We start from the raw sequence: 21,294 nt of genomic DNA on the forward strand, positions 1-21,294 counted from the left end.
GAAATCGTCATACTGATAACGTGAGTTAGGACATTATTTTGTCGAGTTTATGCCCCTGCAATAGCCAATTATTCTACTCAGATTGCTGTGAGCCTTACCATTTAGGTCAAAAAAACGCCCCAACAGCAGAAACATTGATGCGTTCGCGTTATAGTGCGTTCGTTAAACATAATGCTGATTACTTAATAAAGACGTGGCATCCCTCTTGTCGTGTTGCATCTTTACATAATGAATTAGTTTCAGGCTTTCCAAATACACAATGGCTTGGACTCAATGTTATCTCATCACAAGCGAGCACAAATAAAAATGAGGCATATGTTGAATTCTCGGCTTGCTTTATTGAAAGAAATGCCGATGATAAACAGTACTTACATGAACGCTCTCGTTTTCTAAAAATAGATGACTGTTGGTTTTATATTGACGGAGTGAAACCGAAAGTGGGACGAAACGATCCCTGCCCCTGTGGTTCAGGACGTAAATACAAAAAATGTTGTGAAAATAACATCAAATAACTGCAAACACAGAAGTAAAAGAAAGGATTTATCCATACATGCAACACCAAAATACTCAAAAAAAAATACTGCGTACTATTTGCCCTGATGCAAAAGGACTTATCGCTAAAATCACAAATATTTGCTACAAACATCAATTAAATATTGTTCAAAATAGTGAGTTTGTTGATCATCGTACAGGTCGCTTTTTTATGCGCACCGAGCTTGAAGGTATCTTTAATGATGAAACCTTTCTCGCCGATTTAGATGATGCCTTACCACAAGGCTCAAAACGTGAATTGAATACCGCAGGCCGTCGTCGCATTGTCATTATGGTGACAAAAGAAGCACACTGCTTGGGTGACTTATTAATGAAAAGTGCATTTGGTGATTTAGATGTTGAAATTGCTGCCGTCATTGGTAATCACGACACGTTAAAACATCTAGTAGAACAATTTGGTATTCCTTTCCATCTTGTGAGCCATGAAGGCTTAACCCGTGATCAACATGATGAAAAGTTAATTGCACAAATTAATCAATACAAACCTGATTATGTTGTACTCGCAAAATACATGCGTGTATTAACACCTGCATTTGTACAAAACTTCCCAAATCAAATTATCAATATTCACCACTCCTTCTTACCTGCCTTTATTGGTGCACGTCCTTACCATCAGGCTTATGAGCGCGGTGTTAAAATCATTGGTGCAACAGCACACTACGTCAATGATAATTTAGATGAAGGCCCAATCATCACTCAAAATGTGATTAATGTTGACCATACGTTTTCTGCTGAAGATATGATGAGAGCCGGTCGAGATGTTGAAAAGAATGTTCTTAGCCATGCTTTATATTGGGTACTTTCACAGCGTGTCTTCGTTTACGGTAACAGAACAATCATTTTATAAGTTTTCTATCACTAATAACGCAAACATTATGACTATCTAAATATAAACCGCGATATAAAACATATCGCGGTTTATTTTTTATCTCTTATTAATAGAGATGATATTGGTTAAAATCAATACGATTGCGCGTAAAGCTTGAACGATACGCACATTTTTACAGCAATCAATCTGTTTTTAGCAAAATAGCACTTTACAGTTCTCAGGTATTTGGTATTATTGCGCCCGCTGTCACGGACAGCAAAACAATTTAATGTTGGTGGGATACCCAAGCGGCCAAAGGGAGCAGACTGTAAATCTGCCGTCACAGACTTCGAAGGTTCGAATCCTTCTCCCACCACCATCTCTTCTTAGTTCTACTCTTTAAAAATTCTTTTTATTCCATTTTATCAATTAAATCCAAAAATCGATTCAATACACTTGAATGATACTTAGATTTATAGATATAACAGCTATACTGAATTTCAGGTTGAGTTAATGGTATAAAACATAAGTCTGCTTCATACTCACTTTTCAATGGATTTTCATCTGTGAGTAAAAGAGAGTTATGCGTTTGAATAAAACGTAAACAGCAATTAAGATCATCCATTATTCTAACGCACACGATCTTTCCCCTCTCCCCAATTCTACGCTCTAATTTTTTTATCTTAGCTGTTTTGTATAATGCCGGATCACATAACCAAATATTTTCACTTAAAAGTCTATCAAGATTATTATTCACGCTATTCATGAGCGTTTTTTGACAACAAATACCTAAGTGTTTATTTTCTATTTTATGAAGAAGGCTAAATTTTTCACTAATAATTTTCTCAGAACTTAATATTAATGTATTACCATCATAATCGGGTATTTCTTCAAAGTTTTCTCTTGAAAATCGCATTATATTTATGTGGGAATAATTTTTATTTGCTGCTTGATAAAACTGAGTTAAATACTGACTTTTTCCCCAATCATAATAAACATGAATGCTATTGTTTATAATCCCCGAGATATGTTTTTTAGTTATCTCTTTTTCCTGAAGATAGAGCGATTTTAAATCATTATAAAGCTCAAGCCCTTCTTGGGTTAAACTCATGCCAAACTTCTCTCGCTTAAATAAACGCTTTCCTAATACGGCTTCAAAGTCTTTGATAGATTTAGCGACGGGAGGCGTCGTGCGATTCATCACCCGCGCTGCTTTACTTAATGAGCCATTTTCGACTACAGCCATAAAGGCTTCTAACTTACGAGAAAAAAACATAATTCACCATTCCTTTGCTGTGTAGAATAAAATAATTTTATTGATTCATTTAATGTGAATAAAATAGTGATTAATTAATTTAAAAATTAATTTTATTAAAGTATTCTTTTACCTCCCTTTAATGAATACAATTTATAACTACAATATTATTTTTATTATGTCATCATTCTTCACATATAAAGAATAATAATACTTATATTCTTCTATCAAAGATTAGTTTATGTTTCCAGTTTGTTTAATTAATATTTTTTGTTATGCAATTAATTATTTTTATTAAATCAGCACACTCTATTTAATAGCCTTTATTTTTATCTAATTTTATCTTTCTCTTGATAAGCTGTGCCATCATTTCAGTGATTTACTTACATTCATTTTATGATCCTGCTAGTATAAGGCATCCTATTATTCAATATATAAATGGTTACGGTCACATGAAATTTGTCTCTTTCAATATTAATGGTTTACGCGCTCGTCCTCACCAACTTGAAGCTATCATAGAAAAACATCAGCCGGATGTTATTGGGCTTCAAGAAACGAAAGTTCATGATGATATGTTTCCATTAGATACAGTGGGTTCCTTGGGTTACCATGTTTTTTATCATGGCCAAAAAGGACATTATGGGGTTGCCTTACTCACAAAAGAAAAACCTGTTGCAGTGCGTAAAGGCTTTCCTGGCGATGATGATGATGCTCAACGTCGAATGATCATGGCAGATATCGAAACACCAGCAGGTTTATTGACAGTGATGAATGGTTATTTTCCTCAAGGTGAAAGCCGTGATCATGAAACTAAATTTCCAGCGAAAGAAAAATTCTATGCTGACCTTCAGCATTACCTAACCACCAGCTTAAAGCCGACCTCTCCAGTACTTATTATGGGTGATTTAAATATTAGCCCTACAGATAAAGATATTGGTATTGGCGAAAATAATATGAAACGCTGGTTAAAAACAGGTAAATGCTCTTTCCTACCAGAAGAGCGGGAATGGCTGGCAACCTTGATGGGTTGGGGATTAACAGATACATTCCGCCAACAACATCCCGAAGCTGATGATAAATTCTCGTGGTTTGACTATCGCTCTAAAGGATTCGATGATAACCGAGGCTTACGTATTGACTTACTTCTAGCAAGTCGCTGCTTAGCGGATAATTGTATTTCAACAGGAATTGATTATGAGATCCGTGGAATGGAAAAACCCTCTGATCACGCCCCCGTTTGGGCTGAATTTAAAATCTAATCAGATGAAATCTTAATTCAGTAAAAGCACTTCCTTCAATAATAGAGGAAGTGCTTTTTATTTGTGCTTAATTATCAGTCGTTGCTTCTTTACTCTGCGTTTTATTTTTTGTCGCACTTGCTTTGTGGCTTCCTTTAGTTGCTGTTTTGCGCTTTTTATTATGCGCTGGTGCAGGAAGATTTCTGAAAGCTTGAATATTCGGACGACGTTTCGCTTGAGTAATCAATTCTATCAAAGTGTTATTTAACGGCATCATAAAATCTTGATATTTAAATTGTTTCTCACTAATTTGCGTGAGTATCGATTCCCAATGTGCGGTCATATCTGGTAAAGTCGCCATATCTGGCAATACATGAATTAATGCTCTACCTGCTGGTGTTGAATTAATCGCTCGCCCTTTCTTTTGCAAAAAGCCACGTTTAAATAACAGCTCAATAATTCCCGCCCTTGTCGCCTCTGTACCTAATCCATCCGTTGCTCTTAGGATTTTCTTAAGTTCTTTATCTTGAACAAAGCGCGCAATTCCAGTCATCGCAGAAAGCAATGTTGCATCAGTAAAAGGTCTTGGAGGCTGCGTTTGCTTTTCAACAATCTCTCCCTTTTCACACAGCAACTCACCCCCCTTAGCCACTATTGGCAATGCAGAACCGTCATTTTCAGCATCTTGCTCTTTCGCACCTAATAATATTCGCCATCCTGCTTGCGCTAAAAAACGTGCTTTAGCAATAAACTTGCCATTCTCAATATCAAGTTCAATAACGCATTTACGATAAACAGCATCAGGCATAAATTGCATTAGATATTGTCGAGCGACGAGATAATAAATATTTTTCTCATTTTCACTTAATGAGATATTACCCGTTTTTGCCGTTGGAATAATCGCATGGTGAGCATCCACTTTTTTGTCATCCCAGCAACGATTCTTTTTATCAATATCTAGAGTCTCTTGCGGTAATAGGCTTGGGTCATGTGTACTAATCGCATTAATCACAGCATGGCGGCCAGCAAAATGTTCATCGGGTAGATAACGACTGTCAGAACGCGGATAAGTGATGAGCTTATGTGTTTCATATAGACGTTGGCACGTATCTAAGACTTGTTGTGCACTTAAGCCAAAGCGTTTTGCCGCTTCAATTTGTAATGCAGAAAGTGAAAAAGGAAGTGGTGCTATTTCAGATTCTTGCTTATCTTGATAATCCGTTACATTCGCAGGTTTGTCTTTAATTCTCTCAACAACATGCTCTGCAAGTTTACGATTTAATAATCGCCCTTCTTCATCTTGCCAAGGTTCACAATGTTCACTGGGTTGCCAAATCGCGGTAAAGCGCTCATCGGCAGGTGTTACAACATGAGCTTTAACTTCAAAGAAATCTTTAGGAACGAAGTTTTCAATTTCTTCATCACGCCGAACCACTAAGCCTAATACCGGCGTTTGTACTCGACCTACTGATAATACACCTTGATAACCATTGCGTTGACCTAAAAGCGTATAGGCTCGAGTCATATTAATACCATAAAGCCAGTCTGCTCTTGCTCGCGCCAAAGCAGATACACACAATGGTATAAACTCATGGTTATAACGAAGCTTATCAATAGCACGCGTCACTGCCGCTGGGTTTAAGTCATTAATTAAGCAACGACGCGCCTGTTTTCTTTGTTCTTCGCTGATATTTAAATAGTTAAGCACTTCATCGACTAAAAGCTGACCTTCACGATCGGGGTCACCCGCGTGGATCACTTCTTTTGCCTGCTTAAGTAGTGTCTTGATAGTTTCTAACTGTTTTTTTACATCAGCTCGGGGCTTGAGTTGCCATTTTTCAGGAATAATGGGCAAATCATCTAACGACCAGCGGGCGTACCGCGGGTCGTATGCATCCGGCTCAGCTTGTTCAAGCAAGTGACCAACACACCACGTCACATACTGGTTATCACCACAAAGAATAAAGCCATCGCCACGTTTATGAGGCTTTGGCAATACATCAGCAATAGCGCGAGCAAGGCTGGGTTTTTCTGCAATAAATAATCTCATTACGTTAGTTAGTCACTTCAATCAACGCTTTTCCAGCTACTGGTGCAGTTAGCTCACCAATAGAAGTTAATTCGATATCAAAACGTGAGGCAACTTCTTTGACTTGTTCAATCGCTTCAGGCAATACAGCTAATAATAAGCCACCTGATGTTTGCGGATCACAGAGTAATTTACGTTGCATTTCAGTGATCTCACCAATTAAATGACCATAACTTTCAAAGTTACGACCTGTACCACCCGGAACACAGCCTTGTTCAATATAAGACTCTACTTCGGGTAATCTTGGTACTTGTGAGAAGTGAATGGTGGCTTGTACACCCGAGCCATCACAGATTTCACTTAAATGTCCTAATAAACCGAACCCTGTAACGTCAGTCATCGCAGTAACACCTTCGATATCAGAAAAATCAGCACCTGCTTTATTCATTCGGCACATAATTTCTGTCGCTAAACCTTGGTGTTCTGGTTTTAGTAGACCTTTCTTCTCAGCGGTTGTTAATACACCAATACCCAAAGGTTTAGTTAAAAAAAGCTGACATCCTGCTTTAGCTTCACTGTTTTTCTTCACTTTACGCACAGGTACTACACCGGTTACAGCAAGACCAAAAATAGGTTCTGGTGCATCAATTGAGTGGCCGCCAGCCAATGAAATTCCGGCTTCTTGGCAAGCGGCTCGACCACCTTCAATCACTTCACGTGCAATTTCCGGTGCCAGTTTATTAATTGGCCAGCCTAAAATAGCAATCGCCATAATAGGTTTTCCGCCCATTGCAAAGATATCGCTGATTGCATTGGTTGCTGCGATACGCCCAAAATCATAAGGGTTATCAACGATTGGCATAAAGAAATCAGTGGTGCTGATAATACCAGTGCCATTTCCTAAATCATAAACAGCGGCATCATCTTTAGTTTCATTACCGACAAGTAAATGAGGATCGTGAAATTTAGCTTGCTCGCTGTGTAAAATAGTTTCTAAAACTTTTGGCGAGATTTTACAACCACAACCTGCACCATGACTGTATTGTGTTAAACGAATTGCTTCAGACATGACATGCCATCCTTTTTAAAAATAAGTCACAAAATCAGTTAAGTCAGCAGGAGAAACCGTCATTGGCGCTTTCAGGGCTGGCGTACCTAAATAAAGGAAACCAATAATCTGATCGTGTTCACCACAGCCAAGTCCTTCTCTTACAACTGCATCATGAGTCCAAGAGCCTGAACGCCAAATTCCCCCAAATCCTTGAGCAACAGCAGCCATTTGCATTGCTTGTACGCTACAACCCGCTGCGACAACTTGCTCCCATTCAGGGACTTTAGGATGATCTTTCACTTTCGCAATAACGGTGATAATCAATGGGGCACGAAAAGGTGCATTTTTTGCTTTTTCTTCGACTTCGGGGCCTAAATTGCCCACAACCGCGGCTTTATGCAGTAATTGGCTAAAACGTTCAATGCCTTCATTTTGCATTACAACGAAATGCCAAGGCTTAAGTGCACCATGATCAGGGGCACGCATACCGGCTTGTAAAATAGTATTGAGCGCTTCACTATCGGGGGCTGGAGTAGTCAGTCGAGAAGCTGAACGGCGGTTCAAAAGCAGTGTTAATGCATCCATTTTTATTCTCCTGTCAGCATTTTATTTTAGCAAGATCCCATTCTTATGAGGATGAACAGTTCTTATCAATTCGCAGTATAACAAACTGTTATATTACCACCATCCACAGATTTAAGCGGGAATTTTTCTAAAAATCAGCTGTGTGGTTATTTAATCGTAATTTATTGTTCATAAAATGATTAATCTTAGCTTAGTAAGTTAATTGAAGCTTATTTTGATCCCGTTTTTCTTTTTAATTCGACGATTTCCTATATTACTTTGATGCCTTTTGGGGTGAAATTATTTAGCTATTTTTACGTAAGATAAATGTTTACTTAATAACACCTTAAGCAAAAAGTTATCATTAGTCGTTTCCTAAAAATCAATGACAGACATTCAATAATAGCTATATTAGAATATTCCTTTATTGTTATTGCTATTCTCGCTATTGCTAACAACATTTTTTGTTTTAATAGTATGAGATTATGTGGATGTAACCTGCTTACCAATAATTCTAGCATGACTGTTTAGGATTAAATTTTAGCTTTACATGATGTGGAGATAATATGAATAAAATTATGGAGTTAATCGGCGCAATATTTAAATTCAGTTGGCAAGCCATTAACTTTATCAGGAAATTAATCTTAAACGTTATTTTCTTTTTCCTTCTTTTTATGGTCATTGGTATTTTCTTAATTAGTAAGGAAGCACAAAAACCGATGGATTATGAAGGCGCCCTTCTTGTTGATCTTAAAGGTGTCATTGTTGACCAAACTGCAACTCAAAATCCTTTAGGAGAAGTTGGACGTGAGCTTTTAGGTGTTTCGAGTAGCCAACTCCAAGAAAATTCATTATTTGAAGTCGTCGATACGCTACGAAAAGCCTCTCAAGATCCGAAAATTAAAGGTATGGTGCTCAAACTTGATGAATTTGCAGGCGCAGATCAGCCTTCACTAAATTATATTGGTAAAGCACTTAATGAATTTAAAAAGACAGGCAAACCGATTTTTGCAGTGAGTGGTTATTACAGTCAGCCACAATATTATCTCGCTTCTTATGCAGATAAAATTTATCTCACACCGCAAGGTGCGGTGGGTGTTTATGGTTTTGGCTTTCAAAATCTCTATTACAAAACACTGTTAGAGAATTTAAAAGTGAGTACTCATATTTTCCGCGTAGGAACGTATAAATCTGCGGTTGAACCCTTAATGCGTAATGACATGTCTGCGGAATCTCGAGAAGCTTCACTACGTTTAGTTCATTCACTGTGGTCGACTTATTTAACGCAAGTTGCAGAAAACCGAAGTATTACCACAGAAGATGTTTTCCCCGGTGCAAAAGAGATGATTACACAGCTACGTAATGCAGATGGGGATAACGCAACTTATGCGCTAAATCGTAAATTAGTGGATTCTGTAAGCTCATACGCTCAATTTGAAGCAGATATGACAGAAACCTTCCAATGGGATAAAAAGAACCAGCAATTTAACAATATCAGCATTTATGATTATGCTGATACGTTAACTTCATCATTACCTGCAAATGATGAAGGTAATATTGCCGTAGTCGTTGTTCAAGGAGCCATTATTGATGGCGAAAGTATCCCAGGTTCTGCCGGGGGTTCAACTATTGCTAATCAAATTCGCCAAGCACGTTTAGATCCAAATATTAAGGCTCTTGTATTACGTGTAAATAGTCCTGGAGGTAGTGTTTCGGCATCAGAGCAAATACGCAGTGAGGTTGCTGCCTTTAAACAACAGAAAAAACATGTGATTGTTTCAATGGGGGGCTTAGCCGCATCAGGTGGATATTGGATCTCAACCCCTGCAAATAAGATTATTGCTAGCCCATCAACATTAACAGGCTCAATTGGTATTTTTGGCGTTATTAATACCTTTGAAAACAGCCTAGAATCTATTGGTGTTTATACTGATGGTGTCACAACTTCACCATTAGCCGGATTATCTGTCACAAATAAACTACCTGAAGAATTTGCCGAGCTTTTACAGCTAAATATCGAAAGTGGTTATAAAACGTTTCTTAATTTAGTGGCTGAATCTCGTAAAAAAACACCGGCTCAAATTGATCGTATTGCTCAAGGTCGAGTATGGGTAGGAATAGATGCAAAAAATGTTGGTTTAGTCGATGAATTTGGTGATTTTGATGATGCAATTGATGCTGTTGCTAAAATGGCAAAAATTGAGCACCCCGTTATTGATTGGATGAAACCGGAATTAAGCCTCTCTGAACAGATCATTATGAGCTTATCATCTAACGCAAAAGCGCTTATCCCTGATCCGTTACAAACATATATACCTGCACCTGTTTTAAAAGAAGTTAAAACACAGACTGAGTTTTATCGCAACATGAACGATCCGCTAAATCGCTATGCGTATTGTTTATCTTGTGGGGATATTCAATAATCTTTTCCATTCATACACCTGCTCATACAGAGCAGGTGTATTTCTCTTATTTTTATCACTGTTTATAGCATGATATGCTGATGAATAATTATTGTTCGTTTGTCTTCAAGCTATTTTTAATATAATGATTTAAAGTAGATACTCATTAATCTCTATTTTCTTTTTTAGCATCCTTTCCTTTTTTTATTCTGCAAACTCCCTATAATCAGGAATTTCTCACAACTTAATAAGAGTGCTTTGTCTGATGCAAAAGAAATCAATCTACGTTGTTTATACTGGCGGTACTATTGGTATGCAACATTCTGAACATGGCTATATTCCTGTATCAGGCCATTTGCAACGCCAATTAGCTAAAATGCCAGAATTCCACCGTGAGGAGATGCCTGATTTTACAATCAAAGAGCACCTTCCTTTAATTGATTCTTCAAATATCACCCCCGAAGATTGGCAATCTATCGCGGATGATATTAATGAAAATTATCACAACTATGATGGGTTCGCTATTCTTCATGGTACTGATACCATGGCATTTACCGCATCAGCACTCTCTTTTATGTTTGAGGATCTTAGCAAGCCTATTATCGTTACTGGCTCTCAAATTCCTTTAGAAGCCTTACGATCTGACGGACAAACAAACCTATTAAATGCGCTTTATCTCGCTGCACATCATCCCATTAATGAAGTGGCTCTATTTTTCAATAACACGCTGTATCGTGGAAACCGCACAGTAAAAGCACATGCTGATGGTTTTAATGCCTTTGCATCGCCGAATAGCGCACCTCTACTAGAAGCGGGCATTAATATTAAACAATTTAAAATTAATTCTTTTCCAAAAGGAAATGGGGAATTTATTACACATAATATTACGCCTCAGCCTATTGGTGTTGTCACAATTTATCCGGGTCTTTCAGATGAAGTGGTTAAAAATATCCTGGTTCAACCGGTGAAAGCCTTAATATTGCGCTCTTATGGTGTCGGTAATGCACCCTCACACCCTGCACTACTTTCTACCCTACGTGAAGCAACAGAGCGTGGTATTGTTGTTATCAACCTTACACAATGTATTTCTGGCCGAGTAAATATGGAAGGTTATGCAACAGGTCAAGCATTGGCAGAAGTCGGTGTGATCAGTGGCTTTGATATGACATTTGAGGCAACATTAACTAAACTGCATTATCTCCTTAGCCAACAATATAATTACACTGAAATCTGCCGACTAATGCAACAAAACCTACGCGGCGAAATGACATTAGACGATAACGATTAAGTTTAATCTAAAGGTAAAAGTGGTGAAAAATTCCGCACTGTTATTGGTTGATATACAAAACGATTTTTGTACAGGTGGCGCATTAGCTGTTAATGAAAGCAACATAGTGATACAAACAGCTAATCAACTTATTCATGATTTCAAGCAATCTAAAAATCCTATTATCGCCAGTTTAGATTGGCATCCAGCCGATCATCTAAGTTTTGCTGAAAATTCAGGTACTGTTGTGGGTGAAATCGGCATACTTAATGGGTTACCACAAGTTTGGTGGCCCATTCATTGCGTACAAAACTCTTATGGTGCTGCATTTCATCCCGAATTAAACCAAGCACTGATTAATCATATTATTTACAAAGGGCAAAATCACCTTATTGATAGTTATAGTGCTTTTTTTGATAACGACCATGAATACCAAACGGGTTTGCATACCCTTTTACAGACGCTCAATATAAAACATCTTTATATTTTAGGCATTGCTACAGATTACTGTGTCAAATTTACCGTGCTAGATGCATTATTATTAGGATATCAGGTTTCAGTCATTACAGACGGTTGTCGCGGTGTAAATATTCAAGATGGTGATAGCGAAAAAGCACTAGAAGAGATGAGAGCAAAAGGCGCAGCATTAATTGATTCAGCACATTGGCTTAATCGTAACAATCAATAAGTTCGTTATTTTCTTTATCTTCATAAAATGAAAAAGGGGCTAATTTTAACCAGTTTGGTTAATAAACAACCCCTTTTATATTTATTCTATCCATTCAACACACGTTTTAATCATCATCCATTGGCGTTAACGTTGCTAAACGTTCAGATTGAAACTGAGCTTTTAATTCTTGTTTGCTCTTCATGGTAATTTGTCCATTAGTGCCTACTGTCATATGCTCAGGTGTGTGGTTATTTTTCGCCTGCCATAATAAAACAATCTGCATGCAATGTTCTTTTTGCTCATCGGTCAATGCAACGCCATCAGGCCATTTACCTAGCTCAACCGCGGTTGAAATACGCTGGTAAATTTCAGGGGTTACCATCGAAATAAGTTCATTAACTTCCATTGATTGCTCCATAAGCTAAATAATCATTTAAAATGGCTGAATCGTTTTTTCACTTGTTATTATTTTGTTAAATTAACTAAACTAACCGACTTGTTTTTCGCCTGTTTCACTATTCGTAAAGGAAAGAGATGCTGAATTAACACAATAACGCTCCCCTGTTGGGGCTGGACCATCATTAAAAACATGGCCTAAATGTGCATCACATTGCTGGCAACGTATTTCAGTTCTTTTCATATTGTGAGAAAAATCATCAACATAGCGAATCGCACTATCGCTAACGGGTTGGTAAAAGCTAGGCCAACCACATCCTGCATCAAATTTCGTATCTGAATAAAACAAAGGCGCAGAACAACATAAACAGTGATAAATTCCTGTTTGACGATTGTGTAATAATTTACCACTAAACGGAGGTTCGGTGCCTTGCTGTTGCGTCACATAACGTTGCATTTCGTTGAGTGTTGATAAATCAAGGTGATTGTTATTACTTGAAATATTCACTTTCTTTTCATTATCTGCCATATCGACCTCTTGCCCAGAAAAATGCTTTTTAAAACAACAGTGAATGATAACAAAGATTTAACAACAAATCTGGAAAATATGGTCTAAAATCATCAAGAGTGATCTTTAGTTTTTGAAATGTGATGAATTTCACATAACGGAGTAAAGGTAACTTCATTTATTGGCGTTGATCCCGATAATACACAGCGTAACATTTAGCTAAAACGACCAATCTTTAAGCGAAAAGTGTTTTTTTAATTGATTTTTTGCAATTATTGACACGATTCCGCTTGACGATTGGCGCGGTTTTGGTAACTTTAGAAGCAACTTTTTAATTCACTAAATTAAAGCTGGTGGAATACATATGACTATCAAAGTAGGTATTAATGGTTTTGGTCGTATCGGCCGCATCGTTTTCCGTGCTGCTCAAGAACGTTCAGATATCGAAATCGTAGGTATTAACGATCTGTTAGACGCAGACTACATGGCATACATGCTGAAATACGATTCAACTCATGGCCGTTTCAACGGTACTGTTGAAGTAAAAGATGGCCACCTCGTTGTTAATGGTAAAACCATCCGCGTAACTTCAGAAAGAGATCCAGCAAATCTGAAATGGAACGAAGTCGGTGCTGACGTTGTTGCAGAAGCAACTGGTCTATTCTTAACTGATGAAACTGCTCGTAAACACATCCAAGCTGGCGCGAAAAAAGTTGTTCTGACTGGTCCTTCAAAAGACAGCACTCCAATGTTCGTAATGGGCGTAAACCATAAATCATACGCAGGTCAAGATATCGTTTCTAACGCATCTTGTACTACTAACTGCTTAGCGCCTTTAGCTAAAGTTATCAACGACAACTTCGGTATCGTTGAAGGTCTGATGACGACTGTTCACGCAACAACTGCAACTCAACGTACTGTTGATGGCCCATCTGCAAAAGACTGGCGTGGTGGTCGTGGTGCTTCTCAAAACATCATTCCATCATCAACTGGTGCTGCTAAAGCTGTAGGTAAAGTTATTCCTGAACTGAACGGCAAACTGACTGGTATGTCTTTCCGTGTTCCTACTCCTAACGTTTCTGTTGTTGACCTGACTGCACGTCTGGAAAAACCAGCAACTTACGCTCAAATCTGTGACGCTATCAAAGCAGCAGCTGAAGGCGAACTGAAAGGCGTTCTGGGTTACACTGAAGATGCAGTTGTTTCAACTGACTTCAACGGCGAAGTTCTGACTTCAGTATTTGATGCTAAAGCTGGTATCGCTCTGAACGACAACTTTGTTAAATTAGTTGCTTGGTACGATAACGAAGTTGGTTATTCAAACAAAGTTCTGGATCTGATTTCTCATATCTCTAAATAATTAGAGCTTAGAAAGTCACGATTTATTTTAGAGCCACCTTTTCGGTGGCTCTTTTATTTTCTAGCCAGTCAGTTTATTGTATTAAAATAGTCAGTGACATAAGGTTATAAGATAATGAATGAGAAAATTTTTTCTTTGCCGATTATTGAACAAATATCACCTTACTTAAGTCGTCGGCAATTAGGCGAACTTCCTATTCTTGTTATTTCGCATCCTAAAGTACGCGCAGCTATCAGCCTTCAAGGCGCACATTTAATTGCTTGGCAACCCGCACAAGAGCACCCTGTATTTTGGCTAAGCGAAGCCTCTCTCTTCACGCCTGGTGTTGCCATTCGTGGCGGTATTCCTATTTGCTGGCCTTGGTTTGCTTCAGCGGGTACACCGAGCCATGGATTTGCGCGAATTCTTCCTTGGGAATTTAGTGCTCATACAGAACAAGAAGAGGGTGTTCTCATCACCATGACATTAAAAGAGAGCCAACAAACACAAAAATATTGGCCTCATCCCTTTACTGTTATTGCTCGCTTTAAATTAGGCGCAACCTGTGAGGTTGAATTAGAATCTTACGGCGATTATGAAGCGACGGCTGCCCTTCACTCTTATTTTAACGTGAGTGACATTGATAATGTCTCTGTAAGTGGCTTAGGAAGCCACTACATTGACACAGTGGCAGACAAAGAGGTTTACACTGATGAAACCTCATTACGCTTTAATGGACGCACTGACAGGCTTTATACAGAGCCTGACGATTTTAATCTTATTCATGATGATGGTTGGGATCGCACAATTGAAGTTCATCATTACCATCATAGTGATGTTGTGTGTTGGAACCCCGGTGCAGAGCTTGCTAGTTCAATGAAAGATATGAGCACAGGCGGCTATCGCAAAATGGCTTGTGTAGAAACGGCACGTATTCACCAACCTTTAAAGCCAGATAACGTTCATCCCGGTCGCTTATCTCTGGTCGTTCGTGTTCGTAAAAACATTACCGAAAAATAAAGTATTACTGGCATATCACACAATAAACAAAAAGCTTCAAGTTTACATTGAAGCTTTTCTATCATCGCTAATCTCGCTAAGTTCTAGTAAATTTTAGCTATAATTAAAATGTGTAAGTCACACCTGTCCACACAATCGCAGTAACAGATTTATTCACCATTGGGCTGTCTTTCACTTCACTTGGTAAATGGTCAACACGTCCCATCGCAAAGAAATTCCACTTTTCAGCAAACTTATAGTTCGCTGATAGCTCTACATACGGTCTCCAACTATCATTTGGTGTATATTCTGCTAAACCACTGCGTTGTGATTCTGCATGGCTAATTCCATAAGCATAACGGTTTTGCTTTTTGTTTTCCCAAACAACACCCGCACCTGGTTGTAAAGACCAGTTACCAAATTCGAAAGGATATAAATAAGCAGCATCAGCGATAATACCGTTACTTTTGCCTAGCATATCACCCGATACAATTGCTCTTAAGCTACCCCATGATTCATGGTGCTTATAAGTAAAGCCCCCCATCATAGTGTCACGACGACGATTCAGTTTTTTCATTTGCTCATCGTCACTATCGCTTGGTTTAAAGGCTTGTGGATAGTAGTGTAAATCAACAGAAAGTTTATCTTTCGGTGTATTCCACAGGTAATATCCCGCTGCTAACGTTGCGAAATAGAAATTTTCTGACTGATAGTTAACCTGAGGTACGGGTAATAAATAATCTTTTGATTTAGCCCCTTTATAAGGAGTGACTTGCGCTAAGACTGAACCACCTATTGACCATTCGCCAGCAAATGCGACTGGTGTGCTAAGTCCTGCGATAACGGCTAAAGAAATGATAATCTTCTTATTACTCACGATGATTTTCCATATTGTCATTAATAAAATAGCAACCAAAAACCTATTTCAGTCACAAATAACTAAAACTGACATTATTTTACCTATAATCATTTTAGTTTTGCATTAAATGTGTCGCAATCAGTGCCTGCCCTAATGCAATACCACCGTCTCCAGCAGGTAACATCATAGGAGCAAGTACTTTTTTATTGTTTAATTTTTTCTTAAACAGGTGTTTGAGTAATGTATTATTTAACACCCCCCCCGTAAGTACAATGGTATCAATCTGATATTTATCTGCATGTTGCAATGCAATATTGCCTAAACCTTCAGCTAATAAATAATGAAACAACCATGCTTTTTCACTGACATTCAACGCTACACTTTCCCACTGCGACCAAAAAACACACAAATCAAGCACGTTATTTTTTACAGGCATCAAATGCCCATATTGCTTAATGATTTCTGCCTGTTTTTCTTTATGACACGCTGATGCTGCTGTTTGTAGATAACAAGCTGCTTCACCTTCCCAGCTTATCTCTTTAGGCGCTAATCCTAATGATGCCGAAACTGCATCAAAAAAACGTCCACAAGAAGAAGCTTTAGGCGAATTTAAGCCGCGCTCTACGGCCTTACTTAATATCTGCAAATCATTGCTAGGTATCATTTGGGCGATAACACTACCTTGCCAATCTTCAGAAAAAGTAGCTAAATGTGCGAACCAGTTTCGCCAAGGTTGAATAGAGGCAAGATTGCCTCCGGGCATCGCAACAGCAGGAAGTCCACCTATCCGCTCTGAATGTTGATAGTCCACCAGCAGACATTCCCCTCCCCATAGCGTGCCATCTTGACCAAAACCTAATCCATCAAGAGCAATGCCAATGACAGCACCTTGTTGATGAGTACGACCATGTTCAGCAAGACAAGAAACAATATGTGCATGGTGATGAGAGACTTCAATAACAGGAATATTTTGTTCTTGGGCAAACTGTTTACCCAACTGATGACTGATATAGTTAGGATGTGCATCTATTGCAATGGCTTTCGGTGTGAAGCGATAAATTTGTTGGAAGAGAGCCAACGATTTTACCAACTGTTGTCGCACGCTTAAATCATCAAGATCCCCTAAATGAGGCCCCATAATGGCTTGATGTTGACGTAATAAGCAAAATACATTTTTCAGGTCGCCCCCCATAGCAAGTACTGAGGGCTGAGCTCGAAAATCTTCAGGCAGTGAAATTGCATCTGGGACATAACCACGAGAGCGTCTGATCATCACGCTCTGTTTACCCTCAATACGAACTAATGAGTCATCCGCCCTTTGTATAATTTCTCTATTATGCATTAAGAATAAATCTGCAATATCTTTCAATTGCATTAAAGCATCTTCATTACTTAATGCGGGTGTATGACCTGATGCATTTCCTGATGTCATCACAAGAGGAATGTTCGTGCCGCGCGCTAATAGATGTTGTAGTGGATTGGCGGGTAACATAACACCAATTTCAGTTAATCCCGGCGCAATAAGCTCCGCAAGTTTAGGGGCAACAGTTTTAGGAACTAATACAATTGGGGCGGCCGTACTTTGCAATGTTTGGATAGCGGTTGGAAGAAAATCGGGATCTTGCTTATCTGCTTTAATTTGATCAATTCCTGTGATCATCACAGCTAATGGCTTTGCTGGTCGGTATTTGCGTTCACGCAATAATGCAACGCTTTCATTATTACGTGCATCACACACTAAATGAAAACCACCAATACCTTTAACTGCCACAATTTTTCCAGCAAGTAATGCTTCACAAGCTTGAGTTAATGCAAGCGCTTTTGTTGCTAACTCTTTACCTTGATTATCGGCAAGCCAGATATGAGGCCCACATACAGGACAGGCATTAGGCTGAGCATGAAAGCGCCTATCTGCAGGATCTTCATATTCATGTTTACATTCAGGGCAGAATGGAAATTCAGACATTGAAGTAAAAGGCCTGTCATAAGGCATTTTTTTTATGATGGTAAAACGAGGACCACAATGTGTACAGTTAATAAAAGGATAATGATAACGACGATTTTGTGGGTCAAACAATTCATCAATGCACGCTTGGCAAGTCATTGCATCAGGAACAACTTGTGTATCCATTTCGCCACCACCACTTTTTACAATAATAAAGTCAGTAGGTAGTTGCTCCCATTGATACGGTGATTCTTCTATACGTTCAATGCGTGCTAATGGTGGGCATTCTGCTTTTAATGCTTCTATAAAGAGTGCATTTTTAGGTGATGGTGTTAAATGTACCAATACACCCAAACTATCATTGCTCACTTGCCCTAATAAACCAAAACGATGGGCCAATTGCCAAACAAATGGGCGAAACCCAACGCCTTGAACCTTTCCTTTCACACGCAATGCAATGCCGTTACTCATAGGATCACCAAATCAAAATAAATTTAAGCTTATTCTAGTTTAGTGATTATCAACAACTTTCATTTAGATCAGAAAAAGTGGAATTAGGTAAATTTATCATCACTTCGACAGCAACTCTTGGTGCTATTGCACACAGTAATTCATAACCAATAGTGCCGCATGCTGCTGCAACATCATCAACAGGAAGTTTTTCTCCCCATAATTCAACTGAACTACCGTAATTGACATCAGGAAAATCGGTAACATCAATGGTTAGCATATCCATAGAAATCCGCCCTACTAACTGTGTTTTATGTCCATTAACAATAACAGGAGTACCGTCTGGCGCATGTCTTGGATAACCATCGGCATAACCACAGGCAACAACACCGATCCGCATATCACGCTCAGCGGTATATCGGCTACCATAACCTATTTGCTCACCTTTTTTGACTTGTTGAATGGCTAATATTTCACTATTAAATGTCATTACGGGTTGTAAATCGAAATCAGCAATATCTTGCCAAACACCTGAAGGCGAAACACCATACAAAATAATACCCGGTCGCACCCAATCTTGATAAGTTTCAGGATCAAATAACGTTGCGGCTGAATTTGCCAAACACCGAGGTAATTCATTTATCATTGCTTGGTTAATAGTGGCCTTTTGTGCATTCATGTTCAATCCAGTATCTGCATTAGCAAAATGTGACATTTGGATAATTGAACCAATATTTTTGATATTTTTTGCACGAGCAATGGCTTGCTTATAGGCGTCTGGTCGATAGCCCAACCGATTCATCCCACTATTCAATTTAAGATAGATGTTAATGGGTCTTTCTAATTGTGCATTTTCTATGGCATCAAATTGCCAATCGGAATGCACTGTGGTTGTCAGAGAATAGCGTTCTAATAAATAAACATCTTCTGGCTTAAAAAAACCTTCCAGCAAAAGGATAGGCCCTACCCATCCTTGTTCTCTTAGCATGACAGCTTTGTCTAACTCAATTAATGCAAAACCATCAGTATGACTTAATGCAGGCCAAACACAGGATAATCCATGTCCATAAGCATCTGCTTTCACAACAGACCACACTTTGCTACCTTTCACTCTCTCTTTAATAACAGACAGATTATGGCTTAATGCATCGAGGTTAATGGTTACTTTTGTGGGTCTGGACATGGTTTTTCCTCAATTAATAAGCAGCATCAAGTTTTTGCCCTGGTAAGAGCAATTTAGTATTAAAGCCATCGATATATCGAAACACAGATAAATCATCAGCGGCAATAGCCGGTTTATTTCCTGAAATTAGATCAGCCAATAATTGGCCAGAGCCACATGCCATTGTCCAACCTAATGTGCCATGCCCTGTATTTAATGATAAATTACGATAAGCCGTAGGCCCTACAATAGGTGTACCATCGGGTGTCATAGGTCTTAAACCTGTCCAAAATGTGGCTTTCTCAATATCACCACCACCTTGATAAAGATCTTGTACAACCATTTTCAATGTTTCACAGCGTGATTTTAAAATATCCAGATTAAAACCAACGACTTCTGCCATTCCACCGACACGAATTCGCTCATCAAAACGTGTTACCGCAATTTTATAAGTTTCATCTAAAATAGTGGATACTGGTGCTCTTGAAGCATCAATAATCGGCATTGTAAGCGAATAACCTTTAAGGGGATAAACAGGAATGGCAACTTTGTTTTTCAAAAACGCTGTTGAATAAGAGCCCATGGCAACAACATAGTGATCGGCTGTTAATAATCCATCATGACATTGAACGCCCGCTACTTTATCACCATCAAATAACAAATGTTTGATTTCTTTGTTAAACAAGAACGTAACGCCTGCATCTTCTGCCATTTTTGCGAGTTTTTTCGTAAAAGATTGACAATCACCCGTTTCATCATTTGGTAAACGTAAACCACCAGTCAATTTGTGACTAACATGCTCAAGTGCGGGTTCTGCTAATTTTAGTTGATCTGCCGTTAACAATTCATAAGCAACACCCTCTTGCTTTAATACAGCAATATCATTGGCTGCATTATCAAATTGCTTTTGATCACGAAAAAGTTGCAGAGTACCGCCTTGACGTCCTTCGTATTCAATACCTGTGTCTTGGCGTAACTGACGAATACAATCACGGCTATATTCAGCAATACGTACCATACGGCTTTTATTCATGGTGTAATGTGATGCATCACAATTACGTAACATTTGCCACATCCAACGTAATTGGAAAAGTGATCCATCAGGTTTAATCGCTAATGGAGCGTGCTTTTGAAACATCCATTTAACGGCTTTTAATGGGATACCCGGCGCCCCCCAAGGTGTTGCATATCCTGGCGATATTTGACCAGCATTACCTGCACTCGTCTCTTCTGCGGCACTATTTTGTCTATCAACAACAATAACTTCATGGCCTTGTTGCACAAGATACCACGCACTCGTCACACCAATAACGCCGCCACCTAAGATGATCACTTTCATGGCAAGACTCCAATAGTTTACATTGATATAACATAAGAATAATATTCCATACACAAAAAGCCAATATAGAATAATCATCTAGACCAATAAAAAGACATATTTTAGAGTTAAGTCACATTTGATTGTTATTCGACAAGTGATTTTCAAAAAAAACATTTAAATTAAGCTATAAAATCAAAAAGATATAATCTTTACTGTAAATTATAAAAATATTAATTAGTAAATTATTTTAATTTTAAGAGAGTTTAAAGCATAGGAAAAGGCAATTATAATTTTATTAAAGTCCAAAAAATAGTTTAATTTAAGAAGATAATGCTTTAATTAACTCATTTTGGTTACTCTTTTTACTAAAAATAACCTATTTAAAGCATTGCCTAAAAAATGACATGTTGGGCTTTTTTAAAAGCATAAAAAAAACCAGTATCATAAATTAATGAATACTGGTTCTTTCTATTGTGATA

At 38.3% G+C, this 21,294-nt stretch carries 18 protein-coding genes and 1 tRNA gene; 9 read left to right on the forward strand and 10 right to left on the reverse strand.

The annotated features are described in order from the left end of the window. Positions 1–38 precede the first annotated feature (38 nt). From B6258_RS12760 to B6258_RS12770, 3 genes are all read left to right on the forward strand, one after another. Entirely contained in the window at positions 39–512 is a 474-nt protein-coding gene (locus tag B6258_RS12760; RefSeq protein ID WP_099075564.1) for a YchJ family protein, read from the forward strand. A gap of 38 nt (positions 513–550) precedes the next feature. After that, the gene (purU, locus tag B6258_RS12765) at positions 551–1,399 is read left to right on the forward strand and encodes a formyltetrahydrofolate deformylase (RefSeq protein ID WP_069368973.1); all 849 of its coding nucleotides are present in this window, start codon (positions 551–553) and stop codon (positions 1,397–1,399) included. A 255-nt stretch (positions 1,400–1,654) separates the two neighbouring features. After that, positions 1,655–1,739: transfer RNA gene (locus B6258_RS12770), tRNA-Tyr, on the forward strand. A gap of 33 nt (positions 1,740–1,772) precedes the next feature. Here the strand turns inward: B6258_RS12770 and B6258_RS12775 are convergent. After that, the gene (locus B6258_RS12775; RefSeq protein ID WP_099075565.1) at positions 1,773–2,636 is read right to left on the reverse strand and encodes a helix-turn-helix domain-containing protein; all 864 of its coding nucleotides are present in this window, start codon (positions 2,634–2,636) and stop codon (positions 1,773–1,775) included. Positions 2,637–3,067: 431 nt separating this feature from the next. On the opposite strand from B6258_RS12775, the gene xthA reads away from it, so the two are divergent. Continuing rightward, positions 3,068–3,874 (forward strand): exodeoxyribonuclease III, encoded by an 807-nt coding sequence (gene xthA / locus B6258_RS12780; protein ID WP_099075566.1) that lies wholly within the window; start codon positions 3,068–3,070, stop codon positions 3,872–3,874. 67 nt (positions 3,875–3,941) lie between these two features. On the opposite strand, the gene B6258_RS12785 is transcribed toward xthA, so the two are convergent. From B6258_RS12785 to B6258_RS12795, 3 genes are read right to left on the reverse strand one after another with little or no spacing between them, the layout of a single operon-like run. Continuing rightward, positions 3,942–5,903: a DNA topoisomerase III gene (locus B6258_RS12785; protein ID WP_099075567.1), complete on the reverse strand. Its 1,962-nt coding sequence runs from the start codon at positions 5,901–5,903 to the stop codon at positions 3,942–3,944. Between the two features lie 4 nt (positions 5,904–5,907). Next, positions 5,908–6,951: a selenide, water dikinase SelD gene (gene selD / locus B6258_RS12790; RefSeq protein WP_099075568.1), complete on the reverse strand. Its 1,044-nt coding sequence runs from the start codon at positions 6,949–6,951 to the stop codon at positions 5,908–5,910. 15 nt (positions 6,952–6,966) lie between these two features. Then, entirely contained in the window at positions 6,967–7,518 is a 552-nt protein-coding gene (locus B6258_RS12795; RefSeq protein WP_023581966.1) for an NAD(P)H nitroreductase, read from the reverse strand. Positions 7,519–8,063: 545 nt separating this feature from the next. Here B6258_RS12795 and sppA point away from each other — a divergent pair. The 3 genes from sppA (at position 8,064) to pncA (ending at position 11,854) form a co-directional block, all read left to right on the forward strand. Then, positions 8,064–9,920, forward strand: coding sequence for a signal peptide peptidase SppA (sppA, locus tag B6258_RS12800; protein WP_099075569.1), 1,857 nt, complete (start codon positions 8,064–8,066; stop codon positions 9,918–9,920). 244 nt (positions 9,921–10,164) lie between these two features. Continuing rightward, positions 10,165–11,187, forward strand: coding sequence for an asparaginase (gene ansA, locus B6258_RS12805; protein ID WP_099075570.1), 1,023 nt, complete (start codon positions 10,165–10,167; stop codon positions 11,185–11,187). Positions 11,188–11,209: 22 nt separating this feature from the next. After that, positions 11,210–11,854: a bifunctional nicotinamidase/pyrazinamidase gene (gene pncA / locus B6258_RS12810; RefSeq protein WP_099075571.1), complete on the forward strand. Its 645-nt coding sequence runs from the start codon at positions 11,210–11,212 to the stop codon at positions 11,852–11,854. 106 nt (positions 11,855–11,960) lie between these two features. Here the strand turns inward: pncA and B6258_RS12815 are convergent, their stop codons facing one another. Beyond that, entirely contained in the window at positions 11,961–12,242 is a 282-nt protein-coding gene (locus B6258_RS12815) for a YeaC family protein (protein ID WP_036912841.1), read from the reverse strand. 81 nt (positions 12,243–12,323) lie between these two features. Continuing rightward, positions 12,324–12,761 (reverse strand): peptide-methionine (R)-S-oxide reductase MsrB, encoded by a 438-nt coding sequence (gene msrB / locus B6258_RS12820; protein WP_099075572.1) that lies wholly within the window; start codon positions 12,759–12,761, stop codon positions 12,324–12,326. Positions 12,762–13,104: 343 nt separating this feature from the next. Between msrB and gapA the strand changes: the two genes are divergently transcribed. Next, positions 13,105–14,100, forward strand: coding sequence for a glyceraldehyde-3-phosphate dehydrogenase (gapA, locus tag B6258_RS12825; RefSeq protein WP_023581959.1), 996 nt, complete (start codon positions 13,105–13,107; stop codon positions 14,098–14,100). A gap of 114 nt (positions 14,101–14,214) precedes the next feature. Further along, positions 14,215–15,099: a D-hexose-6-phosphate mutarotase gene (locus B6258_RS12830; protein ID WP_099075573.1), complete on the forward strand. Its 885-nt coding sequence runs from the start codon at positions 14,215–14,217 to the stop codon at positions 15,097–15,099. 103 nt (positions 15,100–15,202) lie between these two features. Here B6258_RS12830 and B6258_RS12835 read toward each other — a convergent pair whose 3' ends face one another. From B6258_RS12835 to B6258_RS12850, 4 genes are all read right to left on the reverse strand, one after another. Continuing rightward, positions 15,203–15,955, reverse strand: a complete 753-nt coding sequence (locus tag B6258_RS12835) for a MipA/OmpV family protein (RefSeq protein ID WP_099075574.1) — start codon at positions 15,953–15,955, stop codon at positions 15,203–15,205. 94 nt (positions 15,956–16,049) lie between these two features. Next, positions 16,050–18,353 (reverse strand): carbamoyltransferase HypF, encoded by a 2,304-nt coding sequence (gene hypF, locus B6258_RS12840; protein WP_099075575.1) that lies wholly within the window; start codon positions 18,351–18,353, stop codon positions 16,050–16,052. Between the two features lie 49 nt (positions 18,354–18,402). Beyond that, complete coding sequence (gene alr, locus B6258_RS12845; RefSeq protein WP_099075576.1) at positions 18,403–19,515, reverse strand: alanine racemase; 1,113 nt, start codon at positions 19,513–19,515, stop codon at positions 18,403–18,405. 13 nt (positions 19,516–19,528) lie between these two features. Next, entirely contained in the window at positions 19,529–20,833 is a 1,305-nt protein-coding gene (locus B6258_RS12850; RefSeq protein ID WP_099075577.1) for a D-amino acid dehydrogenase, read from the reverse strand. Between the last annotated feature and the right edge of the window lie 461 nt (positions 20,834–21,294).

It is taken from the genome of Proteus alimentorum (assembly GCF_002607735.1).
GTDB classification, from domain to species: Bacteria; Pseudomonadota; Gammaproteobacteria; order Enterobacterales; family Enterobacteriaceae; genus Proteus; species Proteus alimentorum.